Source organism: Sulfitobacter maritimus (assembly GCF_013346665.1).
Lineage (GTDB): Bacteria > Pseudomonadota > Alphaproteobacteria > Rhodobacterales > Rhodobacteraceae > Sulfitobacter > Sulfitobacter maritimus.
Genome location: NZ_JABVBB010000034.1, coordinates 471,230 through 490,924 on the forward strand (window position 1 = coordinate 471,230; position 19,695 = coordinate 490,924).

Annotated in this window: 18 protein-coding genes and 1 tRNA gene; 8 read left to right on the plus strand and 11 right to left on the minus strand. The window is 60.7% G+C overall.

The genetic code is table 11. From position 1 onward, the window contains the following. Positions 1-109 precede the first annotated feature (109 nt). The 7 genes from HTT03_RS12405 to HTT03_RS12435 form a co-directional block, all read right to left on the minus strand. Positions 110-1,045, minus strand: a complete 936-nt coding sequence (locus HTT03_RS12405; RefSeq protein WP_174860089.1) for a CpsD/CapB family tyrosine-protein kinase — start codon at positions 1,043-1,045, stop codon at positions 110-112. A 64-nt stretch (positions 1,046-1,109) separates the two neighbouring features. After that, positions 1,110-1,880, minus strand: a complete 771-nt coding sequence (locus HTT03_RS12410; protein ID WP_246253480.1) for a sugar transferase — start codon at positions 1,878-1,880, stop codon at positions 1,110-1,112. A 617-nt stretch (positions 1,881-2,497) separates the two neighbouring features. Beyond that, positions 2,498-2,572: transfer RNA gene (locus HTT03_RS12415), tRNA-Glu, on the minus strand. A 112-nt stretch (positions 2,573-2,684) separates the two neighbouring features. After that, positions 2,685-4,424, minus strand: coding sequence for a single-stranded-DNA-specific exonuclease RecJ (recJ, locus tag HTT03_RS12420; RefSeq protein ID WP_174860090.1), 1,740 nt, complete (start codon positions 4,422-4,424; stop codon positions 2,685-2,687). Between the two features lie 43 nt (positions 4,425-4,467). Beyond that, the gene (gene glpX, locus HTT03_RS12425) at positions 4,468-5,436 is read right to left on the minus strand and encodes a class II fructose-bisphosphatase (RefSeq protein WP_174860091.1); all 969 of its coding nucleotides are present in this window, start codon (positions 5,434-5,436) and stop codon (positions 4,468-4,470) included. Positions 5,437-5,747: 311 nt separating this feature from the next. Further along, positions 5,748-7,034: a homoserine dehydrogenase gene (locus HTT03_RS12430; protein WP_174860092.1), complete on the minus strand. Its 1,287-nt coding sequence runs from the start codon at positions 7,032-7,034 to the stop codon at positions 5,748-5,750. 82 nt (positions 7,035-7,116) lie between these two features. Next, positions 7,117-7,500, minus strand: a complete 384-nt coding sequence (locus HTT03_RS12435) for a hypothetical protein (RefSeq protein WP_174860093.1) — start codon at positions 7,498-7,500, stop codon at positions 7,117-7,119. A gap of 75 nt (positions 7,501-7,575) precedes the next feature. Here HTT03_RS12435 and HTT03_RS12440 point away from each other — a divergent pair, with 75 nt between their 5' ends. Further along, positions 7,576-8,160: a TetR/AcrR family transcriptional regulator gene (locus HTT03_RS12440; protein ID WP_174860094.1), complete on the plus strand. Its 585-nt coding sequence runs from the start codon at positions 7,576-7,578 to the stop codon at positions 8,158-8,160. Between the two features lie 18 nt (positions 8,161-8,178). On the opposite strand, the gene HTT03_RS12445 is transcribed toward HTT03_RS12440, so the two are convergent. After that, complete coding sequence (locus HTT03_RS12445) at positions 8,179-9,090, minus strand: pirin family protein (RefSeq protein ID WP_174860095.1); 912 nt, start codon at positions 9,088-9,090, stop codon at positions 8,179-8,181. Positions 9,091-9,184: 94 nt separating this feature from the next. Beyond that, positions 9,185-10,558 (minus strand): L-serine ammonia-lyase, encoded by a 1,374-nt coding sequence (locus HTT03_RS12450; RefSeq protein WP_174860096.1) that lies wholly within the window; start codon positions 10,556-10,558, stop codon positions 9,185-9,187. A gap of 188 nt (positions 10,559-10,746) precedes the next feature. On the opposite strand from HTT03_RS12450, the gene rpiA reads away from it, so the two are divergent. The 6 genes from rpiA (at position 10,747) to HTT03_RS12480 (ending at position 17,184) form a co-directional block, all read left to right on the plus strand. Continuing rightward, the gene (gene rpiA / locus HTT03_RS12455) at positions 10,747-11,535 is read left to right on the plus strand and encodes a ribose-5-phosphate isomerase RpiA (protein ID WP_174860097.1); all 789 of its coding nucleotides are present in this window, start codon (positions 10,747-10,749) and stop codon (positions 11,533-11,535) included. Between the two features lie 62 nt (positions 11,536-11,597). Then, positions 11,598-12,977: a glutathione-disulfide reductase gene (gene gorA, locus HTT03_RS12460; RefSeq protein ID WP_174860098.1), complete on the plus strand. Its 1,380-nt coding sequence runs from the start codon at positions 11,598-11,600 to the stop codon at positions 12,975-12,977. A gap of 68 nt (positions 12,978-13,045) precedes the next feature. After that, positions 13,046-14,260, plus strand: a complete 1,215-nt coding sequence (gene hflK / locus HTT03_RS12465) for an FtsH protease activity modulator HflK (protein WP_174860099.1) — start codon at positions 13,046-13,048, stop codon at positions 14,258-14,260. Continuing rightward, complete coding sequence (gene hflC / locus HTT03_RS12470; protein ID WP_174860100.1) at positions 14,260-15,333, plus strand: protease modulator HflC; 1,074 nt, start codon at positions 14,260-14,262, stop codon at positions 15,331-15,333. The genes hflK and hflC overlap by 1 nt, the downstream gene beginning before the upstream one ends. Further along, positions 15,330-15,524, plus strand: coding sequence for a DUF2065 family protein (locus HTT03_RS12475; RefSeq protein ID WP_174860101.1), 195 nt, complete (start codon positions 15,330-15,332; stop codon positions 15,522-15,524). Before hflC ends, HTT03_RS12475 begins: the two co-directional genes overlap by 4 nt. Positions 15,525-15,762: 238 nt before the next feature. After that, complete coding sequence (locus HTT03_RS12480) at positions 15,763-17,184, plus strand: DegQ family serine endoprotease (RefSeq protein WP_425506324.1); 1,422 nt, start codon at positions 15,763-15,765, stop codon at positions 17,182-17,184. A 58-nt stretch (positions 17,185-17,242) separates the two neighbouring features. On the opposite strand, the gene HTT03_RS12485 is transcribed toward HTT03_RS12480, so the two are convergent. Continuing rightward, a complete protein-coding gene (locus tag HTT03_RS12485) occupies positions 17,243-17,794 on the minus strand; it encodes a peptidoglycan-binding domain-containing protein (RefSeq protein ID WP_174860103.1) in 552 nt (183 codons plus the stop codon). 167 nt (positions 17,795-17,961) lie between these two features. On the opposite strand from HTT03_RS12485, the gene HTT03_RS12490 reads away from it, so the two are divergent. After that, positions 17,962-18,285, plus strand: a complete 324-nt coding sequence (locus tag HTT03_RS12490; RefSeq protein ID WP_174860104.1) for a 2Fe-2S iron-sulfur cluster-binding protein — start codon at positions 17,962-17,964, stop codon at positions 18,283-18,285. Between the two features lie 111 nt (positions 18,286-18,396). Here HTT03_RS12490 and purD read toward each other — a convergent pair whose 3' ends face one another. Continuing rightward, on the minus strand, positions 18,397-19,662 hold the full coding sequence (gene purD, locus HTT03_RS12495) for a phosphoribosylamine--glycine ligase (protein WP_174860105.1): 1,266 nt from the start codon (positions 19,660-19,662) through the stop codon (positions 18,397-18,399). Positions 19,663-19,695 lie beyond the last annotated feature (33 nt).

The following is a 19,695-nucleotide window of genomic DNA, read 5'->3' on the forward strand; positions in this document are numbered from 1 at the left end:
TCTTTCCGGCCAGCCTCAAACACCCGCCCTTTAATATTGGCGGGTTTTGCTAGGCTAGACCAAAACAATTAGGCGATAATAGGGCGTATCGCGCCAGTTTTCTAGCTGATCAGGCGTAGCTTGGCAGGCTGGAAGCCCGCGCGCGGTTCAGAACGACGCCCAAGAGCGGCACCTGTCCTTCAAGCATACGTTCACATTCGCGCAGATGGCGCGCCACGGTCTGGCTGCCGTCCGAAACGAGCAGAACCCCATCAAGCTGCGGTAGAAAGGCCGACAGATCGTCATGGCTTAGCATCGGCGGCATGTCGTAAAGCACTATCTCAGGACGCAGCGCAGCGCGCATCCGTAGCAGCGTTTCGGCAGTCGCCCCGTCTTGCAAAATCTCGGCGGCATTCACTTCTGCGCGGGAGTTGAGGCCAAGCGCGAGGGTGTCGCTGATCCGATGAACTTGGGTGCCAAGCGCCGAGCGCCCGCCGAGCAGATCGCTCATGGCGCCTGGCGCATCCATATCAAACGCACGCGCCAGTCCGGGGCTGCGCATGTTCATGTCCATCAAGACCGTGCGCGACCCTGGCACCCGAGACAGGCTCAGTGCCAGATTGGTGGCGGTAAAGGTGTTGCCGGAGCCGGACGTCGGAGCGACCACGGCGATGTTGACCCATCCATGTTCAAGCGTGGTCTGACGCAGGCGAGTTCGCAAAAGGTCGAACGCGCGGGCGGCAGCACTGTTGCGGTTGTCATCCACCAGCGGCATGTCCCCGCCCGGCCCGGGGGCGGCGATGGGCAGGTCTTCCCAACGGGGGGCGCGGTCGTCGCTGACAAAGGGCGCAACATTGCGCTCCGCGTTGCGACTGTCCGCTTCAAACGTAGCAGGGACGGTGTCAGCGGGGTGGAAGATGTCGATGCCGTCATCGCTGTCGTCGTCAAGTTGATTGATCACCGCGCGGCGTGGTCGGATGCTGTGGCGCATCCCGGCACCACCAAAAGACGCCAAAACGTCAGCACTGTCCGCAGTAAGGGGGTCGGATGCGTAGTTATCTTTCATCTTTTTCCCTTTGAATTTCTTGAACATTGAGGTTTCTGCTTGCCGGGGTGGGGCGATACATCGTTCAGCATCCTGTCCGGCGCAGAACCACGCCCACCGTTTTAAGAAGGATCGTCAGATCCATGGAGAGGGATATGTTGCGACGATAGGCGCCGTCCACTTCGTTGCGGTAGGTAAAGCGGCTGTTGTTGCGGGTCGAGACCTGCCACAATCCTGTAATACCGGGACGGAGCGCGAAGTAGGATTTTGGATCACCGTAGAGGTCCAACTGGTCAGGCATCATCGGACGCGGCCCAATGAGGCTCATGTCGCCGATCAGCACGTTCCACAATTGCGGCAGCTCATCAAGCGAAGTGGCCCGCAGAAATCCACCCACCTTGGTAATACGGGGGTCGTTGCTAAGTTTTTGCATCTCATCCCATTCGCGCCGCATCGCCGGGTTCGCGGCAAGGTAGCCTTCAAGCACCGCATCCGCATCGCGTACCATCGTGCGCAGTTTCAGGATGGAGAAGCGTTTGCCGCCCCGCCCCAGACGCGGCTGGGTGTAGAAGGGCGCACCGCTTTCAATCCACAATGCCAGCGCGCAAAGCGCGATCAGCGGCAAAGCAATGGGCAAAGAAGCCAGAACAATCAGACGCTCCAAGACCGGCTTGGCAAAGCGCCCATACAGCCCCTTGGGCCGCAGCTGAATGCCCCGCAAACGACGCGGGGCATGGAGAGCAACGCTCTGCACCATAGTCGGACCCAAAGAAGACACCGGACGCTCTAGCTCAGCGGCTAGGGCGCTGTAATTAACCAAGCCGTAACCCGGTCCATCGACGTTCGCGTACTTCATGCAACCCCCCCAGGGATCAATCGTGTGAGCAAGCCTCGCAAAAAGGCTTGGTGTTTCAGGCAGCTGTGCAGGTCGTTAACGCATGGCCTGGCTTCTTTGTTCAGGTAAGGCAGCTAGAATTTGTTACCACCTTTTCGCCTTATTCGATCCATTTTCTTAGAAACAGATTGTTTCCCAGCTGGTTCGAGCGTGTATCGCGCTTGAGGGTCTGGCAATGCGGCGGGGCGATGATCCTGTGCAGCCACAGGGGCGCCGTCTTGGTCGATTCAGCGCCTTTGGTCTAAGGTAACTCTTTAAAAACAAAAGACAATGGTGATGCTGTGCCGGTGGCTGGAACCTGCGAGTGGTCGTACATAGTCTTTGCTATAAGCGCTGTATGGCTGCTAGGCGAGGCGCGAAAAACGGCAAAAATCACGCAGAATTGTAGCGGGCTGCTGGACTGCTACCGTCAATGGGAAAGGCGACAACTGGGCGACAATAGGGCGTTTGGACTGCCCGCGACTCAGTAAAGGCTACACACGTTAGGCGCGCAGACGCGGTTTTGCGGCGCTGAGAAGACAAAAGCAGAAGCAGCGCACGCGCTACGTTTCTCTTGCAGAAGGTAGAGAGGAGGAAAGTGGCAGCCCGTAGGGGAATCGAACCCCTCTTTCCAGGTTGAAAACCTGGCGTCCTAACCGATAGACGAACGGGCCACTCTATGTCAGTGCAGCGCTTAGTGTCTTGCTGCTCTGTCTGTGAGCGGACGTTTAAGTAATACCGCAGGTGGCCGCAAGCGGAAAAATGCACTTTTTCGAGAAAAAGTTTTTAAGCCCGCGCGGCATCTTCCAAACGCAGCTGTACGGACTGCCGCCCGCGGAAGTTGTTTATGTCGAGACGGCCTGCCAGATGGAAACGCGCGCCACCGTGGTTTTCGAGCGCCGGGCCAAGGGGTCCATCGTAGGCACCGAAAGAGATCGCTTCGAGATTTGCCCCCAGACCGTCACTGAAACTCACCTTAAGGTGGTTCTCGCCCACGCGTTTGGCAAAGCGGATTTGCATGTCTGCGAAAGCATAGCGCGGGGCAGGGGCGCCCGCGCCGAAAGGGCCCGCGTGATCGACCATTTCGGCCAGTTCCACCGTCGCCGCGCCGGGCATCATCATGCCGCAAAGATTAAGGTCGGCAGGACCGGCCAAATGCGCACCCTGTTTGGCCAGCAATTCGCCCAAGCGCTCCATGGCCGCGTCGATCTTGTCTTCGGCCACGGTGAGGCCCGCTGCCATCTTGTGGCCACCGCCTTTGATCAGCAGCCCTTCGGCGGCAAGACGCTGGATCGGGGCACCTAAGTCAATGCCGCTGATCGAGCGGCCCGACCCTTTGCCAATACCGTCCTCTACGCCGATCACGATGGAGGGGCGGTTGGAGGCTTCTTTGAGCCGTGAGGCGACGATTCCCACCACGCCGGGATGCCAACCGGGGCCAGCGGCCCAAGCCAGTGGTCCGTCAAACCCCCGCTCTTCGGCCTGCGACATAGCGCTCGCGCGCACGGCGGCTTCGACCTCGCGGCGGTCTGTGTTGAGTTGGTCGAGCCGCTCAGCGAGTGCAGCGGCTTCATGCGGATCATCTGTCGCCAACAGGCGTGCGCCGAGGTCGGCTTGCCCAATGCGCCCTCCCGCGTTGATGCGGGGGCCAAGGAGGTAGCCAAGGTGATATGCAGTAGGTGCGGTGTCCATTCGGGCAACGTCGGCCAGCGCGGCAAGGCCGACACGTGCGCGGCGGGCCATGACTTTCAGCCCTTGCCGGACAAAGGCGCGGTTCACCCCAATCAGCGGCGCGACATCCGCAACAGTCGCGAGTGCTACGAGGTCAAGCATCGACATCAGATCCGGCCCTTTGGTCCCTGCTTCGCGCAGCTGTCGGCCCACTTCGACGAGCATCAGAAAGACCACTGCAGCGGCGCAGAGATGCGCCAGCGCGCCGTCTTCGTCTTGCCGGTTGGGGTTCACCACGGCCAGCGCATCGGGGAGGGTTTCGCCGCCCAAATGGTGGTCGAGCACGATGACATCCGCGCCCTTTGCCGCAGCGATGGGACCATGAGAAAGGGTGCCGCAGTCCACGCAGATGATCAGGTCATGCTCCGCAGCCAGCGCGGACATGGCGGCGTCATTGGGGCCATAGCCTTCGTCGATACGGTCGGGAATATAGAGGGTCGCGCGATGCCCCATGTCGCGCAGCCAGACCAGCAGGAGCGCTGCCGAAGAGCCGCCATCCACATCGTAGTCCGCGAAGATCGCGATGCGTTCGCGCGCTTTGAGCGCGGCAAGGAAACGGGTGGCCGCCCGCTCCATGTCGCGCAGGCTGCGTGGATCGGGCAGGAGGTCGCGCAGAGCGGGCGCCAGAAAGCCTGCCGCCTCGGTATCCGCCACGCCCCGGCGTGCCAGCACTTGGCATACCGGATCGGGCAGCCCTGCGCGTTGCGCCAGAAGTTCAGCGGCGCGGGACAGTTCCACGTCAGGACCAATCCAGCGCCGCCCGGTCAGGGAGGTTTCAACACCGAGAAAACTCATGCGCGCCTCATCTTACCGTTGTATCTGTAGGGAAGCGTGGCGCTCACCCGCCGTTTGTGGGCGTGCGGTAGTTGATCCGACGCACGGACCCGGTGCGCGAGCGCATGATCAGTGTCTCGGTTGTCAGCCAGCCGGGTTCGCGTTTCACGCCGGGCAAGATGTTACCGCCGGTCACCCCGGTCGCGGCGAAAATCACGTCCTGCGTGACCATTTCGTCGCGGGAATAGATGCGGTCAAGCTCGGTGATCCCGGCTTTGGCAGCGCGGCCTTTTTCGTCGTCATTACGGAACAACAGACGGCCATACATCTGCCCGCCCATGCATTTCAGCGCAGCGGCGGCCAGAACACCTTCGGGCGCGCCGCCTTGGCCCATATACATGTCGATCCCGGTTTCAGGGTCGGCGCAGTGCATCACACCTGCCACGTCACCGTCGGTGATCAGGCGGATGGCGGCACCAGTGGCGCGCACTTCGGCGATCATATCGGCGTGGCGGGGGCGCTCAAGGATGCAGACAGTGATGTCGGAAGGCGCGCAGCCCTTGGCGCGGGCAAGTGCTTCGACGCGCGCGCCGGGGGCCATGTCGAGGGTGACGACGTCAGTCTCGAACCCCGGGCCGATGGCGAGCTTGTCCATATAGGTATCTGGCGCGTGCAACATGGAACCGCGCGGGCCCATGGCGATCACGGTCAGCGCGTTGGGCATGTCTTTGGCGGTCAGCGTGGTGCCTTCGAGCGGATCAAGCGCGATGTCTACGCCGGGCCCTTTGCCGGTGCCGACTTCCTCGCCGATGTAAAGCATTGGCGCTTCGTCACGTTCGCCTTCGCCGATGACCACGACGCCGGCGATGTCGAGCATGTTGAGCTGTTCGCGCATCGCGTTGACGGCGGCTTGGTCGGCGGCTTTCTCGTCACCTTTGCCGATCAGCTTGGCCGAAGCGAGGGCAGCAGCTTCGGAAACGCGGGCGAGGCCGAGTGATAACATGCGGTCTTGAAATTCGGCGGAAGCGGTCATGAGGTGTCCTTGGGGTCAAATGGGTTTTCTGTCCTGTAACGCTGTGCGCGTCTCGGGGCAAGTTTTCAGGTTGGGGCTGCGCAAAGCTCTGGCCCGGAAACAAGCCGCAGGTGCTGGGCTATCGTCTGCCCACCCAACACGCCAGAGGCGTGCCGAACTATATCGGGCGCACCTCCGGTGCGACCGGGCTGGCGATTTGGTAAGGCTGGGCGCACCTTAGCAAACGCACATCACAGCTGCACAATAAAGTGGCACGAGCCGAGGTTGCTATCGCCACCCCACGGGCAGGCGATGGCCCTTAGCAAACACCCTCAGACCTCTTCGATCCGCAGCGCCACTGGCTCGCCCGCCAGCACGCCGGTCTTATCCATCGCGGCCAGCGCACGCACTAACGCATCGCGGTTCGTCTTATGGGTTACGATCAACACCGGAGCCGACACATCCGCATGTTCATACTGTCGCATCCGGTAGATACTCACGCCGGCCTCGCCCAATACAGTGGCGATCTTGGCCAGCGCACCGGGTTTATCGACCAGCGCCATGCGCAGGTAATAGGGGGCAGGGGTCTGGCTACTGGCCGCCGTCGTCGCCTCAAGCGTCGCTGCGGGCTGTCCAAAGACGGGGCCACACATCCCGCGTGCAATGTCGCAGACATCGGCCATCACAGCGCTTGCAGTCGGACCTTCGCCCGCACCGGCACCGCGCAGCACGATCTGGCCCACAGCGTCGCCTTCGATCACCACCATATTTGTGCCACCCTCAAGCTGGCCCAAGGGGGAGGTCTGCGGCACCAGACAAGGCATCATGCGCTGCTCCAAGCCGCGCCCTGTCATCTGGGTAACGCCCAAAAGTTTGATCTTATAGCCCATATCGGCTGCAGCGCGGATGTCCTCGATGGCGATCCGCTCGATCCCTTCAAGTTGGATACCGTCGAAGTCGATCTTGGTGCCAAAGGCGATGGAGGACAGGATTGCCAGCTTATGCGCTGCGTCAATGCCGCCCACGTCAAGCTGAGGATCGGCTTCGAGATAGCCCAGCCCGTCCGCCTCGGCAAAAATTTCCTGATAGGTTTTACCGGCGTCTTCCATCCGCGTCAGGATGTAGTTGCACGAGCCGTTCATCACACCCATGATCCGGGTAATGCCATTGCCAGCCAGCCCTTCCATCAGCGTTTTGATGACCGGAATGCCCCCGGCAACAGCGGCTTCATAGCGCAGCGCAACCTCTGCCGCTTCGGCCTGTTCAGCCAATGCCTGTCCATGCAGCGCCAGCATCGCCTTGTTCGCGGTGACAACATGCTTACCCGCAGCCAATGCGGCCTCGGTCGCGGCTTTCGCGGGACCGTCTGCGCCGCCCATCAGTTCGACAAAGACATCGACATCATCGCGTGTGGCCAGCTTAACTGGATCGTCTTCCCAGTCATAGGCCGACAGGGGGAGGCCGCGATCTTTGTTGCGGGTGCGGGCCGAGATTGCAGAAACCGCGATTTTTCGCCCCGTACGGGCCTCCAAAAGCGCGGCTTGCTTGCGCAAAATGCGCAGCACGCCGACGCCCACGGTTCCCAATCCGGCGATCCCGAGGCGAAGCGGCTGTGACATGGGGATGGTCCTTTTGATCAAGTCTGTCGGTCTTCCGCGATGTAGCGGGTTCGGTCTCTGCACGCAACGGAGCAAAATAGCGCTATTGTGCCGGGTCTTGCGCCAACCGCTCGCGCTCTTGCGAGGTCAGCCCTGCGTCGCGCAGCCGCGCTGCCCGCGCCCGCAGTCGCGCAAGCCGGGCAGAAGCCGCAGTCTCGGCACGCGCCGTGCCGAGGCGACTGGCCCGCGCGTCCAGCCGTGCCGCGCGTCCGGTCAGTTCGGCCTCGGTCCGCAGGGGGTCAATTCGCCCCGCCTTGGCCTGCGCCAACAGTGGATCAATTGGGACCAGATCAGGGTAATCCGCGGCCTCCATTTCGGGCGTGATCGTGCGGTCGAGCGCCGGGAATTCCGCACAACCGCTTAATACCGCTGCCCCCACCAAAAGGGCGGCAAAGGACAGGGGATGGGGCACAAATCGACTAAGCATGATTTGTTCTGCACCAGCGCAGAGAAGGGCGCAAGCGGGGTTTGCTTTTGAACGCTTGTTCATTAAATTGCCCGCATGGCACGAACGACAGGCTCTCATTCCGATATTACCGGCCCGCGGGTGCGCGCGGCGGCCCTGCGGCTCTTTGCCGCCGGGGGCTATGCTGCCGTGTCGATGCGCGCCATCGCCGCCGAAGTGGGCGTGCAGGCCGGGGCGCTGTATAACTACACGCCTGACAAGCAAAGCCTGCTGTTCGATCTGATGCAGGGTCATATGACCGACCTGCTGGCGCAGACCCCCTCGCAAAGCGGGCGCTCACCGATGCAGCAATTGCAGGATTTCGTCGCGTTCCACATCCGCTTCCACGCCGACAGACCAGACGAGGTCTTTATCGCCTATATGGAATTGCGGAATTTAACCGAGGAGAACTTTGCGGTGATCGAAGGACTGCGCCGCGCCTATGAGGACCGGCTTGAGGCGATCCTGCGTGCGGGCGCGGCGACGGGCGAGTTCGCCGTTGCAGATACAAAGATCGTCACACTCGCCATTATTGCCATGCTGACCGGCGTAAACACTTGGTATCGCGCGGGGGGCCGCCTGTCACTCGATGAGGTCGTGGCGCAATATTGGGATATGGTGCGCAAGGCCGTGACTGCCTGAACAGCCACGGCCCTGTGGTCAATGCGCTGGACGGATGAATGTCCCGTTGTTGAGGTCGCGCATCGCCTGCTGCAACTCAGCGCGGGTATTCATCACAATGGGTCCATGCCACGCCACCGGTTCTTCAATCGGCGCGCCCGAGATCAGCAGGAAGCGCACACCTTCCTCGCCCGCCTGCACTGTCACCTCATCGCCGGTGCCGAAGCGGATCAATGTGCGGTCGCCCGACATATCGCGGATGTTGACTTCCTCACCGCCGACTTCTTTCTCCAGGAGCACGCCCGAGGGGGCCGAAGCGTCGGCGAAGGCGCCCGCGCCCTGAAAGACATAGGCAAAGGCCCGACGATAGGTGTCGATCTTGAAGGTCTTTTTGACCCCGGCAGGCACAAAGACATCCAGATACTGCGGGTCAGCGGCGATGCCGTCCACAGGGCCACGCTTACCCCAGAACTCCCCTGTGATGATCTTGACGCGCGTGCCGTCGTCGTCCGTCACAACCGGAATGTCGCTGGCCTTCATGTCCTGATAGCGCGGCGCTGTCATTTTCTGCGCCGAAGGCAGGTTGCCCCAAAGCTGGAAGCCATGCATCTGCCCTTTGGCATTTCCGCGCGGCATCTCTTGGTGCAAAATGCCTGAGCCGGCGGTCATCCACTGCACATCGCCCGCGTTCAAGTCACCTTTGTTGCCGAGCGAATCTGCGTGTTCAACGGTGCCTTCCAACACATAGGTGATGGTCTCGATCCCCCGGTGAGGGTGCCATGGGAAGCCCTGTTCGTAATCTTCCGGACGTTCATTGCGGAAGTCATCGAACAGCAGAAAAGGGTCCAACTCGGACGGGTCTTGAAAGCCAAAAGCGCGGTGCAATTTCACCCCGGCGCCTTCCATCGTGGGAACGGCGCGGCGGGTTTCTAGGGTAGGTCTAAGGGACATAATGCTCTCCTTTGCGGTTGCTCAGGAGATAGGGGGTGAGCCGAGGGGCCGCAATTGGCACCGATGAACGGTTTCTGTGCGCAGATGCGCAGCTTCAGCAGTTTGGCACATTGACCGCCAGACCACCAAGGGAGGTTTCCTTGTATTTCTCGCTCATATCCGCCCCGGTCTGCCGCATGGTTTCGATACAGGCATCCAGCGGCACCAGATGAGTGCCGTCCCCCCGCAGCGCCAGCGATGCGGCCGAGACAGCCTTGATCGCGCCCAGACCGTTGCGTTCGATACATGGCACCTGCACCAGCCCTTTGACCGGGTCGCAGGTCATGCCCAGATGGTGCTCCAAGGCGATCTCTGCGGCATTTTCGATCTGCTCTGGCGTGCCGCCCAGTACCGCGCAGAGTCCTGCCGCCGACATCGCCGCCGCAGAGCCGACTTCGGCCTGACAGCCCGCCTCTGCGCCGGAGATTGAGGCGTTGTATTTCACCAATCCTCCAATCGCGGCAGCGGTGAGCAGGAAGTCTTCAATATGCGCCTCAGACGCGCCAGGCACATGGTCGAGGTAATAGCGCAGAGTGGCAGGCATCACGCCGGCAGCCCCATTGGTCGGCGCAGTGACGACTTGACCTCCCGCCGCGTTTTCTTCGTTCACCGCCATGGCATAGACGCTCATCCAATCGTTGATGGTATGAGGCGCGGATTGGTTTTGCCCACGCTCAGCCATCAGCGCGTCATAAATCCCTTTGGCGCGGCGTTTGACTTGCAAGCCACCCGGTAAAGTGCCGTCGGTGGACAGCCCGCGATCGATGCAATCGCGCATCACTTGCCAAAGCCGCGCACTGCCCTCCCGCAGATTCTTGGCCCCGCCGCGGGCCTCTTCATTAGCGCGTTTCATGTCTGCGATGGTCTTGCCCGATTTGCGCGACATTTCAAGCATTTCCGCGGCGGACTTGAAGGGGAACGGCACCGGCGCGCCTTCATCGGTGTCCTTGCCCGCGGCGAGTTCCTTTTCGGTCATCACAAAGCCGCCGCCGATAGAATAATAGGTCTCGCGCAGGGTCACGTCGCCTTGGGCATCGGTGGCCATCAGCATCATGCCGTTGGCGTGGCCCGTAAGCTTGGTGTCGTAGTCGAAGATCATATCCTGCGCAGGATCGAAGCGCAGTTCGGGCAGGCCATCGACAGTAATGCGCCGGGTCTGTTTGATCTCTTCGAGCGCCTTCACTGCCGCTTCGGCGTCGTAGTCAGCGGGCGTGAACCCGGCGAGGCCGAGGATCGTGGCACGGTCAGTCGCATGGCCCACACCGGTAAAGGCCAAACTGCCGTGCAGTGACGCACGTAGCCCGGCAAATTTGAAGGGCGATGCCCGCATCAGATCAAGGAAGCGCCCGGCGGCCACCATCGGCCCCATCGTATGCGAGGAAGATGGGCCGATGCCCACTTTGAACATGTCGAAAACCGAAAGAAACATGGCGCAGCGGACCCTTCCAAAGCTCTGTATGTCCTAAGACAGTGGAAAATGTATCGCCCAGACCTTCGGGACTTTGCAAGGCGACTGTCGCAAACGGGCGGGGAAGGGCTCGAAAAGCGATGACTTGCCCCTCGCACCCTTTGTCAATTGGCCCTATAACGCCCCAAACGCCTGAAGGGAGCTGCCCCATGTCCGGAGAACTTTCACCCATCGACAAAGCCAAATTCGTGGCCGCGAAACGGGCTGCCGAATTTGTCGAGGACGGGATGCGTGTGGGGCTTGGCACCGGCTCCACCGCTGCGTGGCTGGTGCGCTGTTTGGGAGAGATGGTGCGCGATGACGGGCTGCGGATCAAAGGCGTGCCGACCTCAACACGGACCGCGCAACTGGCCCGCGAAATGGGGATCGAAGTGATCTCACTTGATGAAGCGAAGTGGCTCGACCTGACGATTGACGGGGCGGATGAATTCGACATTGATCTGAACCTTATCAAAGGCGGCGGCGGGGCGTTGTTGCAAGAAAAGATCGTGGCAACTGCCAGCGACCAGATGGTCGTGATCGCAGATGTGGGCAAAGAAGTGCAGCATCTGGGCAGCTTCCCCCTGCCGATTGAGGTGATCCCCTTTGGTTGGCAAACCACGCAGGCCTTGGTTGAGGAAACCCTGATTTCAATGGATGTGCTCGGGCGCAACTCCACCTTGCGAATGAACGGGGAGGTGCCTTTCATTACCGACGAGGGGAACTACATCCTCGACCTACGGCTGGGCCGGATCGGCAATGCGCGTCAATTGGCGCTGGTGCTCAACCAAATGCCCGGCGTCGTGGAGAATGGCCTGTTCATCGACATCTGTGACGCGGTTGTGATTGGTTACGGGGATGGCAGGGTTGAGGTGCGCGACATAAATGAAGGAACCGTGGCGACGGACCGTTTAGAATTTGTCGAGACAGACAACCTGTTTTCGGATCTGAACGACTGACCCGCTCAAGGCAAATAGGCGCGCTGGACGCGCAAGAGCAACAAATGTGAAAGAGGCAATCAATGGCCAATAAAGATTTCGACTACGACCTGTTTGTCATCGGTGGCGGCTCGGGCGGTGTGCGTGCGGCGCGTGTCGCGGCGGGCGAGCATGACGCAAAGGTCGGGTTGGCCGAAGAAGACCGCTATGGCGGTACCTGTGTGATCCGGGGCTGTGTGCCGAAGAAACTGATGGTTTTCGCCTCGGGCTATGCCGACGTCGTGGATGAGGCCAAACATTTTGGCTGGGATTTGAAAACCGGGCCATTTGATTGGCATGACTTCAAGGGCCGACTGAACGAAGAGCTGGACCGGCTCGAAGGCGTGTATCGCAAGCTGCTGAAGAACTCCGGCGTTGATACTTTTGACGCCCGCGCGCGCATCAAAGATGCGCATACGGTGGCGCTGTCTGACGGCACGGAAAAGACGGCGAAACACATTCTGATCGCCAGCGGTGGCCGCCCTGTCCGGCCCGACATGAAGAACGCAGAGCACGGTTTGGTGTCAGATGATCTGTTTCATCTGGAAAAGCTGCCCAAGTCGATCCTGATCATTGGCGGCGGCTATATCGCCTGTGAATTTGCCTGCATCCTGAACGGCTTGGGCGTCGAAGTGACGCAATACTATCGCGGTGCGCAAATCCTGCGCGGCTTTGATGATGAGGCTCGCGGCATGGTGGCCGAAATGATGCAAGAGAAGGGCATCGACCTGCACCTTGGCACCAACATCATGGAACTGACCCCTGAACATGAGGATGGCCGGGGGCCGATGCGGGTTAAGCCGACGAATGGCGTCGAGAAAATGTTTGACCAAGTGCTCTTTGCGACCGGCCGCCGCCCCAACACCGACGACATGGGGTTGGAGGACGTTGGCATCAAACTGGGCCGTGGCGGCGAGATTGAGGTGGATGAATACAGCCAGACCGCCGTGCCGTCGATCTACGCCATTGGCGATGTGACCAATCGGATCAACCTGACGCCTGTCGCGATCCGCGAGGGCATGGCCTTTGTCGAGACCGTCTTTGGCGGCAAGCCGACGCCGGTGGATCATGACCTTGTGCCTTCCGCGATCTTTACCCAGCCCGAAATGGGCACCGTAGGACTGAGCGAGGAAGAGGCGCGCGACAAGGGGCCGATCGAGGTCTATGCGACCTCCTTCAAACCGATGCAGGGCGCCTTTGCGGGCAAGACCGACCGGGTATTGATGAAACTGATCGTGGATGCCGAAACCCGCGTGGTGTTGGGCTGTCATATCGTCGCACCCAATGCGGGCGAGTTGATCCAGATGGTCGGCATCGCAGTCAAGATGGGCGCGACGAAAGAACAGTTTGACGCCACCTGCGCGGTGCATCCAACGATGTCCGAGGAACTGGTGACCATGCGTGAACCGGTGCGAACAGCTTGAATTCTGCGTCCACCCATACGACTTTAGGACCAACAGGCCGCAGGAGCGGTTCAGAGGGGAAAACATAAATGGCAGGAAATTCGCAAGGCCCATGGGGCGGCGGAGGTGGTGGCAACCGTGGTGACGGGGGCAACCAAGGAAATGGTGGACGTAACGGGGGGCCGGAACGGCCACGTGGGCCGGGCAGGGACCGGCCCCAAGGGTCCGAGATCGATGAGTTGGTGCGCAAGGGGCAAGAGCAGCTACGCGTTTTGATGGGCGGCCGTGGTGGTGATCGCGGCAATGGCACAGGTGGCGGCGGACGTGGTCCCGGCGGGCCGGGTGTTACCCGCAGTACCGTGGGCTTGGCCGTGCTTGCCGGTGTGGCGCTCTGGGGTTTTGCCAGTTTCTACACTGTGCGCCCCGAACAGCAGTCGATTGAGCTGTTCTTAGGTGAGTTTTCCGGCATCGGCACCGAAGGTCTGAACTTTGCGCCGTGGCCGCTCGTCACAGCAGAAGTCTTTGACGTGACCACCAACCGGACTGAGGAACTCGGCGTGCGGCGCGGTGGCGGCGGCAACGACGGGCTTATGTTGACCACCGATGAAAACATCGTCGATATCGACTTTCAGGTGGTCTGGAACATCAAGAACGCGCGCGATTTCAAATTCTCGCTGCGCGATCCCGAAGCATCCGTCCGGGCGATTTCTGAATCCGCGATGCGCGAAGTTATCGCCCAGTCCGAACTCGCACCGATCCTCAACCGGGACCGTGGTGCAGTGGCCGACCGTGTGAAGGAGCTTATCCAAACCACGCTCGACAACCGCAACACCGGCATCAACGTGCTGCGTGTCAACGTGAACAAAGTCGACCCACCAAGCCAGACCGTGCAGGTTACGGACGCCAGCGGTAACACGACGACACAATCGGTCGTCGATGCCTTCCGCGACGTGCAGGCTGCTGAGCAGGAACGCGACCGGGTGGAACGTCAGGCGGATGCCTATGCCAACCGCCGCACGGCCGAGGCCCGCGGTGAATCTGCGCAACTCTTGGAAGCTGCCGAAGGCTATCGCGCCCGTGTCGTCAACGATGCGGTGGGTGAAGCCAGCCGTTTTGAAGCTGTGCTGGAGGAATATCTTCAGGCACCCGAGGTAACGCGTAAACGCCTGTACCTTGAGACAATGGAGAAGGTGTTGGGCGACGTGGATAAGTTCATCCTTGAGAACAACAGCACCGAAGGGGGGCAGGGGGTTGTCCCCTATCTGCCACTGAACGAACTGCGGCGCAGCGGAGGGTCGAACTGATGCGGAAAAGAAATTTCATTATTCCCGTCTTGATCATCGCCATTGTGGTGGTGCTGTCGGCTGTCTTTGTGGTGGACGAGCGTGAAAAGGCGTTGGTCCTGCGTTTTGGTCAGATCAAACAGGTACGCAACGAGCCGGGCATCGGCTTCAAGGTCCCGCTGCTGGACGAAGTGGTGCGTTACGAAGACCGTATTCTGTCGCTGGAAACCCCGGTGATCGAAGTCACCCCCGCCGATGACCGTCGTCTTGAGATCGACGCCTTCGTGCTCTACCGGATCGACGACATGGTGCAATATCGCCAAGCCCTCGGTGCGGGTGGTGAGCGTCAGGCCGAAAACGAAATGGGCGGCATCATGGAAAGCCAAATCCGTGCCGTTCTCGGTTCGCAGGGTGTGACGTCGAACACCATCCTCTCGCCGGAACGGGCAGACCTGATGGAGCAAATCCGGGTGCGTGCTGACGCGCGAGCGCAGGCGCTTGGTCTGAAAGTTGTCGATGTGCGTCTGCGTCAGACTAACTTGCCGGAACAGAACTTTGACGCGACCTTGCAGCGTATGATTGCCGAGCGGGAACGCGAAGCGACCGATGAGCGTGCAAGGGGCCGCGAAGCCGCGCAGCGGGTGATCGCCTTAGCTGACCGTACCTACGAAGAAATTCTTTCAGAGGCGCGGCGGGATGCTCGGATTATCGAAGGTGAAGCTGACGCGCAGCGAAACAACATCTTTGCCAAAGCCTATGGCCGAGATCGTGAGTTCTTTGAATTCTACCGCTCTCTCACTGCCTATGAGGAGGCGCTGAAGGGGGAGAATTCGACCATGGTCATGTCGCCGGACAGCGAGTTCTTTAGCTACCTAAGGTCGGATCGCAGCGGTTCGGCCCCCTCGATAGGGGGCGCGGCTTCCGCTCCGGCTGAGAGTGCTGAGGAATCCTCGTCTGATAGCGCTGCCCAAGAGCCACAGGTCGAAGAGGAGCCGCAGGCAGAAGAGACACCTGAAGCACCGGCGGCGGATTCGACTGAAGCGCCCGCACCGCAGGATGCAGAGGCTCCGCAGAATGAGGCATTGCAGGAATGAGCCTGCTTTTGCTGGCCATCGGGTCGGTCATGATATTGGAGGGGCTGGTCTATGCACTGGCCCCTTCGTTTTTGGAGCAGATGCTTGCGTTTCTGCGCCGCTTGCCTGAAGCAGCCATACGCCAGATGGGCGCGCTGGTGGTCGTGCTCGGGTTGATATTGGTCTGGCTCGCATTCCAGCTTGGCATCTGAGCCCGCCGCCTGCTCGTAGCACTCAGGTTCGCACGGCGTCGCCCATCCTTCCAACAGCTTTCGCAAGAACCAGCCGTTGAAATGCGCGTGATCGGCCCCATCTTTGCTGTTGCAGGCCTTCCCTTCGGGATGCACTCTGCCCCGGTTGGGAACAACAGGAATAATCAGGAGACGATGAATGCAGGCCCAGGCGGTTTCCCTGTCCAGAACAGCACAGAACACTCTTTGGATTCGAGCTATGGCGATGGGGGTGATGGCGCTGTCGCTTCTTGTCCTGCAAGCCACCATGGCGCTCGCCAAACCCGAAAGCCTCGCGCCTCTGGCAGAAAAGATCAGCCCTTCGGTTGTGAATATTACCACCTCGACCGTGGTAGAGGGCCGCACTGGCCCTCAGGGGATCGTCCCGGAAGGCTCTCCGTTTGAAGATTTCTTTCGCGAATTTCAGGACCGTAACGGCGAAGGCAACCGTCCACGTCGGTCCTCCGCACTCGGTTCGGGCTTCGTGATTTCGGAAGATGGCTATGTGGTCACCAACAATCACGTGATTGAAAGTGCCGATGAGATCACCATCGAATTTTTCTCAGGCGAAGAACTGGTGGCCAAGGTTATCGGCACCGACCCGAAAACCGACATTGCGCTGCTCAAGGTCGAAGCCAGCAAGCCGCTTCCCTTCGTGTCTTTTGGCGACAGCAATGCCGCCCGCGTCGGGGATTGGGTGATCGCCATGGGCAACCCGTTGGGCCAGGGTTTTTCGGTCTCGGCTGGGATCGTTTCGGCCCGCAACCGGGCGCTGTCTGGCACCTATGATGATTACATCCAGACCGATGCGGCGATCAACCGGGGCAACTCAGGCGGGCCGCTGTTCAATATGGACGGCGAAGTGATCGGCGTGAACACCGCCATTCTGTCGCCCAATGGCGGCTCCATCGGGATCGGCTTTTCCATGGCGTCCAACGTGGTGACGCGGGTCATTGATCAGCTGAAAGAATTTGGCGAAACCCGTCGCGGTTGGCTCGGCGTGCGTATTCAGGATGTAACCGAAGATGTGGCAGATGCCATGGGGCTGAAAAATGCCGTTGGTGCTTTGATCACGGACGTCCCTGAAGGCCCGGCGCGGGAAGCAGGCTTGAAAACCGGCGATGTCATTAAATCGTTCGACGGTGTTGAGGTGAAGGACACCCGTGCGCTTGTCCGTCAGGTGGGCAACAGCCCTGTCGGCGCCACAGTGCGTGTGACCGTGCTGCGTGAAGGAAAGACACAGACCATCAAGGTAGTGCTGGGCCGTCGGGAGGATGCCGACGGGACCGCGACACCTGCCGCACAGGACAACGCTGAAGACGGCGCAGACGCTGGGCCGCAGTCGGCGTCCCTCATGGGGCTGACACTCACGCCGTTGACCGATGACCTGCGCGCAGAACTGGGCGCTGATGACGATATGGACGGTCTTGCTGTGACCGACGTGGATGAGACTTCGGAAGCCTTTGAGAAAGGTTTGCGGATGGGAGATATCATCACCGAGGCGGGCCAGCAGAAAGTCGCGAGCATTAGCGAGCTTGAAGAGCGCATCAGCGCCGCCAAAGAGGCAGGGCGCAAGTCGCTGCTGCTTTTGGTCCGGCGCGGCGGTGATCCCCGGTTCGTCGCCCTGTCATTGGGCGAATAAGCTCGGATCATCACTGCGATGAAAGGACGCCTTCGGGCGTCCTTTTTTGTCTCAGAGTTTAACTCTCGGGCCGTGGCACCGCGATCAGCCCCAGATCGCGGGCGGTTTTCAGCGCGAGCACACCGCTGTCTGGCCCGCGTTGCGATTGGTAGCGCTGCACCGCACGGCGGGTGGCGGCATCCATCTCCCCAGTGATCGGACCGTGATAATAGGACCGTGCCTGCAACGCCCGTTGCAGTGACTTGTTGAACTCGGGCGTCAGCACATCGGGGCAGGGGGTCTCAAACCAGTTGTCGACCCGCGCTTTGACAATCTCTTGCCGGGTTTCGGTTTTATAGACGGGAGGTTTCGCAATGCTCCCATCAGGATTGACCTTTGCAGGTTGCAACTGCACCTGCTCGGTGACCGTCTCAATGACTGCTGGGCTGACGGTGCGGCCCCAGCAACTGCCTTCAGCCGCACCGGCTGGGCCGTTGCGGGTGGCCTCAAGCACGCCGGGTTCGGGGGGCGGGGCGACAGTGGAGCCCGTCTCACATGCCGCAAGACCAGCGCAGGCCAGCATGATTGCAATGTGGATTGAGAATTTCCGGCGCGGGTGGGGCTGATACATGCCTGCTCTTTCGGCTTTTGCCTTGTGGTTTGCGCTGTAGAGTAGCGGCACAAACCACCCTTGCCCACCGCAATGTCATCTGAGGCAGGAGGCTGTCGAAATGGGCTGGAACCACCTGCCATAGCCCGCTAAACAAGGCCGAACTTCTATAGCGAAAGGGCGTTTCAATGGCCAAAATCACCTATGTCGAACATTCCGGCACCGAGCATGTGGTCGAAGTCGCCAATGGCATGACGGTCATGGAAGGCGCACGGGACAATAACATTCCGGGCATCGAGGCCGACTGCGGCGGCGCTTGCGCTTGCTCGACCTGCCACGTCTACGTGGACCCGGCATGGACAGATAAGCTACCCGCCAAGGACGACATGGAAGAGGACATGCTCGACTTCGCCTTTGAGCCGGACCCTGAACGCTCGCGTCTGACTTGTCAGCTAAAGGTCACGGATGACCTGGACGGTCTGCGCGTGCAGATGCCAGAGAAACAGATCTGATAGACCTCTTGCTTCGGCTTTCCGGCCTTGATTGCCACCGAAGCCGAAGCCGAAGCCGAAGTGGTAGGGCGAGGCGCGTCGTATAGCGGCGGAGGCCTCGCCCCGGCAAATTCAGCTCAGGGCGCGCCAGCCGATATCGCGACGGCAGAACCCTTCGGGCCAATCGATCCCATCCACCATCGCATAGGCCCGCGCTTGGGCCTCTGCCAATGTCGCGCCGCGTGCGGTGACGTTTAACACCCGCCCGCCGTTGGCGCGAATGGACCCGTTGTTGGCCACTGTGCCGGCGTGGAAGACCATATTTGCGCTATCTTCAGGCAAGTCTTTCAGCCCTTTGATCTCGCTGCCCTTTTCATAGGTTCCCGGATAGCCTTTGGCTGCCATCACCACCGTTAGCGCGTGGTCTTCGGCCCAATGCACCGGCATATTGGCCAGCGTCCCCTTGGCGGCAGCCTGGATCAGGTCAAACGCCTGTGCGCCCAAGCGCATCATCAGCACCTGACATTCCGGATCGCCGAAACGGACGTTGTACTCCACCAATCGCGGCACCCCGTCTTTGATCATCAACCCGGCATAGAGCACCCCTTGGTAAGGCATCCCGCGCTTGGCCATTTCGGCCATGCAGGGGCGGATGATCTCGTCGAGAGCACGTTCGGCTATTTCGTCGCTCAACACCGGAGCAGGGGAATAGGCGCCCATGCCGCCGGTGTTGGGGCCGGTGTCGCCTTCGCCCACACGTTTGTGGTCTTGCGCAGTGCCGATGGGCAGGACGGTTTCCCCGTCGCAAAGCACAAAGAACGACGCCTCTTCGCCCTCCATGAACTCTTCGATCACCACTTCGGCACCTGCGTCGCCAAAGGCGCCGTCGAACATCTCGTCCACCGCGGCCAGTGCTTCTTCGGTGGTCATGGCGATAATGACGCCTTTGCCCGCTGCCAGACCATCGGCCTTGATCACAATCGGCGCACCTTGCTGCGCGACATAGGCGCGGGCGCTCTCGGCATCGGTGAAATGGCCGTAAGCTGCCGTGGGCGCGTTGCAGGCGTCGCAAATTTCTTTGGTGAAGGCTTTGGAGGCTTCAAGCGCCGCTGCTGCTTTGGAAGGGCCGAAAACGTCAAACCCTGCCGCACGCAGATCATCGCCCACGCCTGCGGCCAAGGGCGCTTCGGGTCCGATAATCACGAAATCGATGTTGTTGCCTTCGCAAAAGGCCACCACGGCGGCGCCGTCCATAATGTCGAGCTTGGCACATTGCGCAATGGCCGCGATCCCCGCATTGCCGGGCGCCACGATTAGCTTGTCGCATTTAGGGTTCTGCATGACCGCCCAAGCGAGAGAATGTTCCCGCCCACCGCTGCCGAGGATCAGGATATTCATGGCGCGCACTCCCTTGGCCTTCGTTTGCGGGCG

Bases quoted from the DNA above. Each gene is read 5' to 3' on its own strand.
- HTT03_RS12405 (WP_174860089.1), bottom strand. From the start codon at position 1,045: ATGAAAGATAACTACGCATCCGACCCCCTTACTGCGGACAGTGCTGAC.
- HTT03_RS12410 (WP_246253480.1), bottom strand. From the start codon at position 1,880: ATGAAGTACGCGAACGTCGATGGACCGGGTTACGGCTTGGTTAATTAC.
- recJ (WP_174860090.1), bottom strand. From the start codon at position 4,424: ATGAGTTTTCTCGGTGTTGAAACCTCCCTGACCGGGCGGCGCTGGATT.
- glpX (WP_174860091.1), bottom strand. From the start codon at position 5,436: ATGACCGCTTCCGCCGAATTTCAAGACCGCATGTTATCACTCGGCCTC.
- HTT03_RS12430 (WP_174860092.1), bottom strand. From the start codon at position 7,034: ATGTCACAGCCGCTTCGCCTCGGGATCGCCGGATTGGGAACCGTGGGC.
- HTT03_RS12435 (WP_174860093.1), bottom strand. From the start codon at position 7,500: ATGCTTAGTCGATTTGTGCCCCATCCCCTGTCCTTTGCCGCCCTTTTG.
- HTT03_RS12440 (WP_174860094.1), top strand. From the start codon at position 7,576: ATGGCACGAACGACAGGCTCTCATTCCGATATTACCGGCCCGCGGGTG.
- HTT03_RS12445 (WP_174860095.1), bottom strand. From the start codon at position 9,090: ATGTCCCTTAGACCTACCCTAGAAACCCGCCGCGCCGTTCCCACGATG.
- HTT03_RS12450 (WP_174860096.1), bottom strand. From the start codon at position 10,558: ATGTTTCTTTCGGTTTTCGACATGTTCAAAGTGGGCATCGGCCCATCT.
- rpiA (WP_174860097.1), top strand. From the start codon at position 10,747: ATGTCCGGAGAACTTTCACCCATCGACAAAGCCAAATTCGTGGCCGCG.
- gorA (WP_174860098.1), top strand. From the start codon at position 11,598: ATGGCCAATAAAGATTTCGACTACGACCTGTTTGTCATCGGTGGCGGC.
- hflK (WP_174860099.1), top strand. From the start codon at position 13,046: ATGGCAGGAAATTCGCAAGGCCCATGGGGCGGCGGAGGTGGTGGCAAC.
- hflC (WP_174860100.1), top strand. From the start codon at position 14,260: ATGCGGAAAAGAAATTTCATTATTCCCGTCTTGATCATCGCCATTGTG.
- HTT03_RS12475 (WP_174860101.1), top strand. From the start codon at position 15,330: ATGAGCCTGCTTTTGCTGGCCATCGGGTCGGTCATGATATTGGAGGGG.
- HTT03_RS12480 (WP_425506324.1), top strand. From the start codon at position 15,763: ATGGCGATGGGGGTGATGGCGCTGTCGCTTCTTGTCCTGCAAGCCACC.
- HTT03_RS12485 (WP_174860103.1), bottom strand. From the start codon at position 17,794: ATGTATCAGCCCCACCCGCGCCGGAAATTCTCAATCCACATTGCAATC.
- HTT03_RS12490 (WP_174860104.1), top strand. From the start codon at position 17,962: ATGGCCAAAATCACCTATGTCGAACATTCCGGCACCGAGCATGTGGTC.
- purD (WP_174860105.1), bottom strand. From the start codon at position 19,662: ATGAATATCCTGATCCTCGGCAGCGGTGGGCGGGAACATTCTCTCGCT.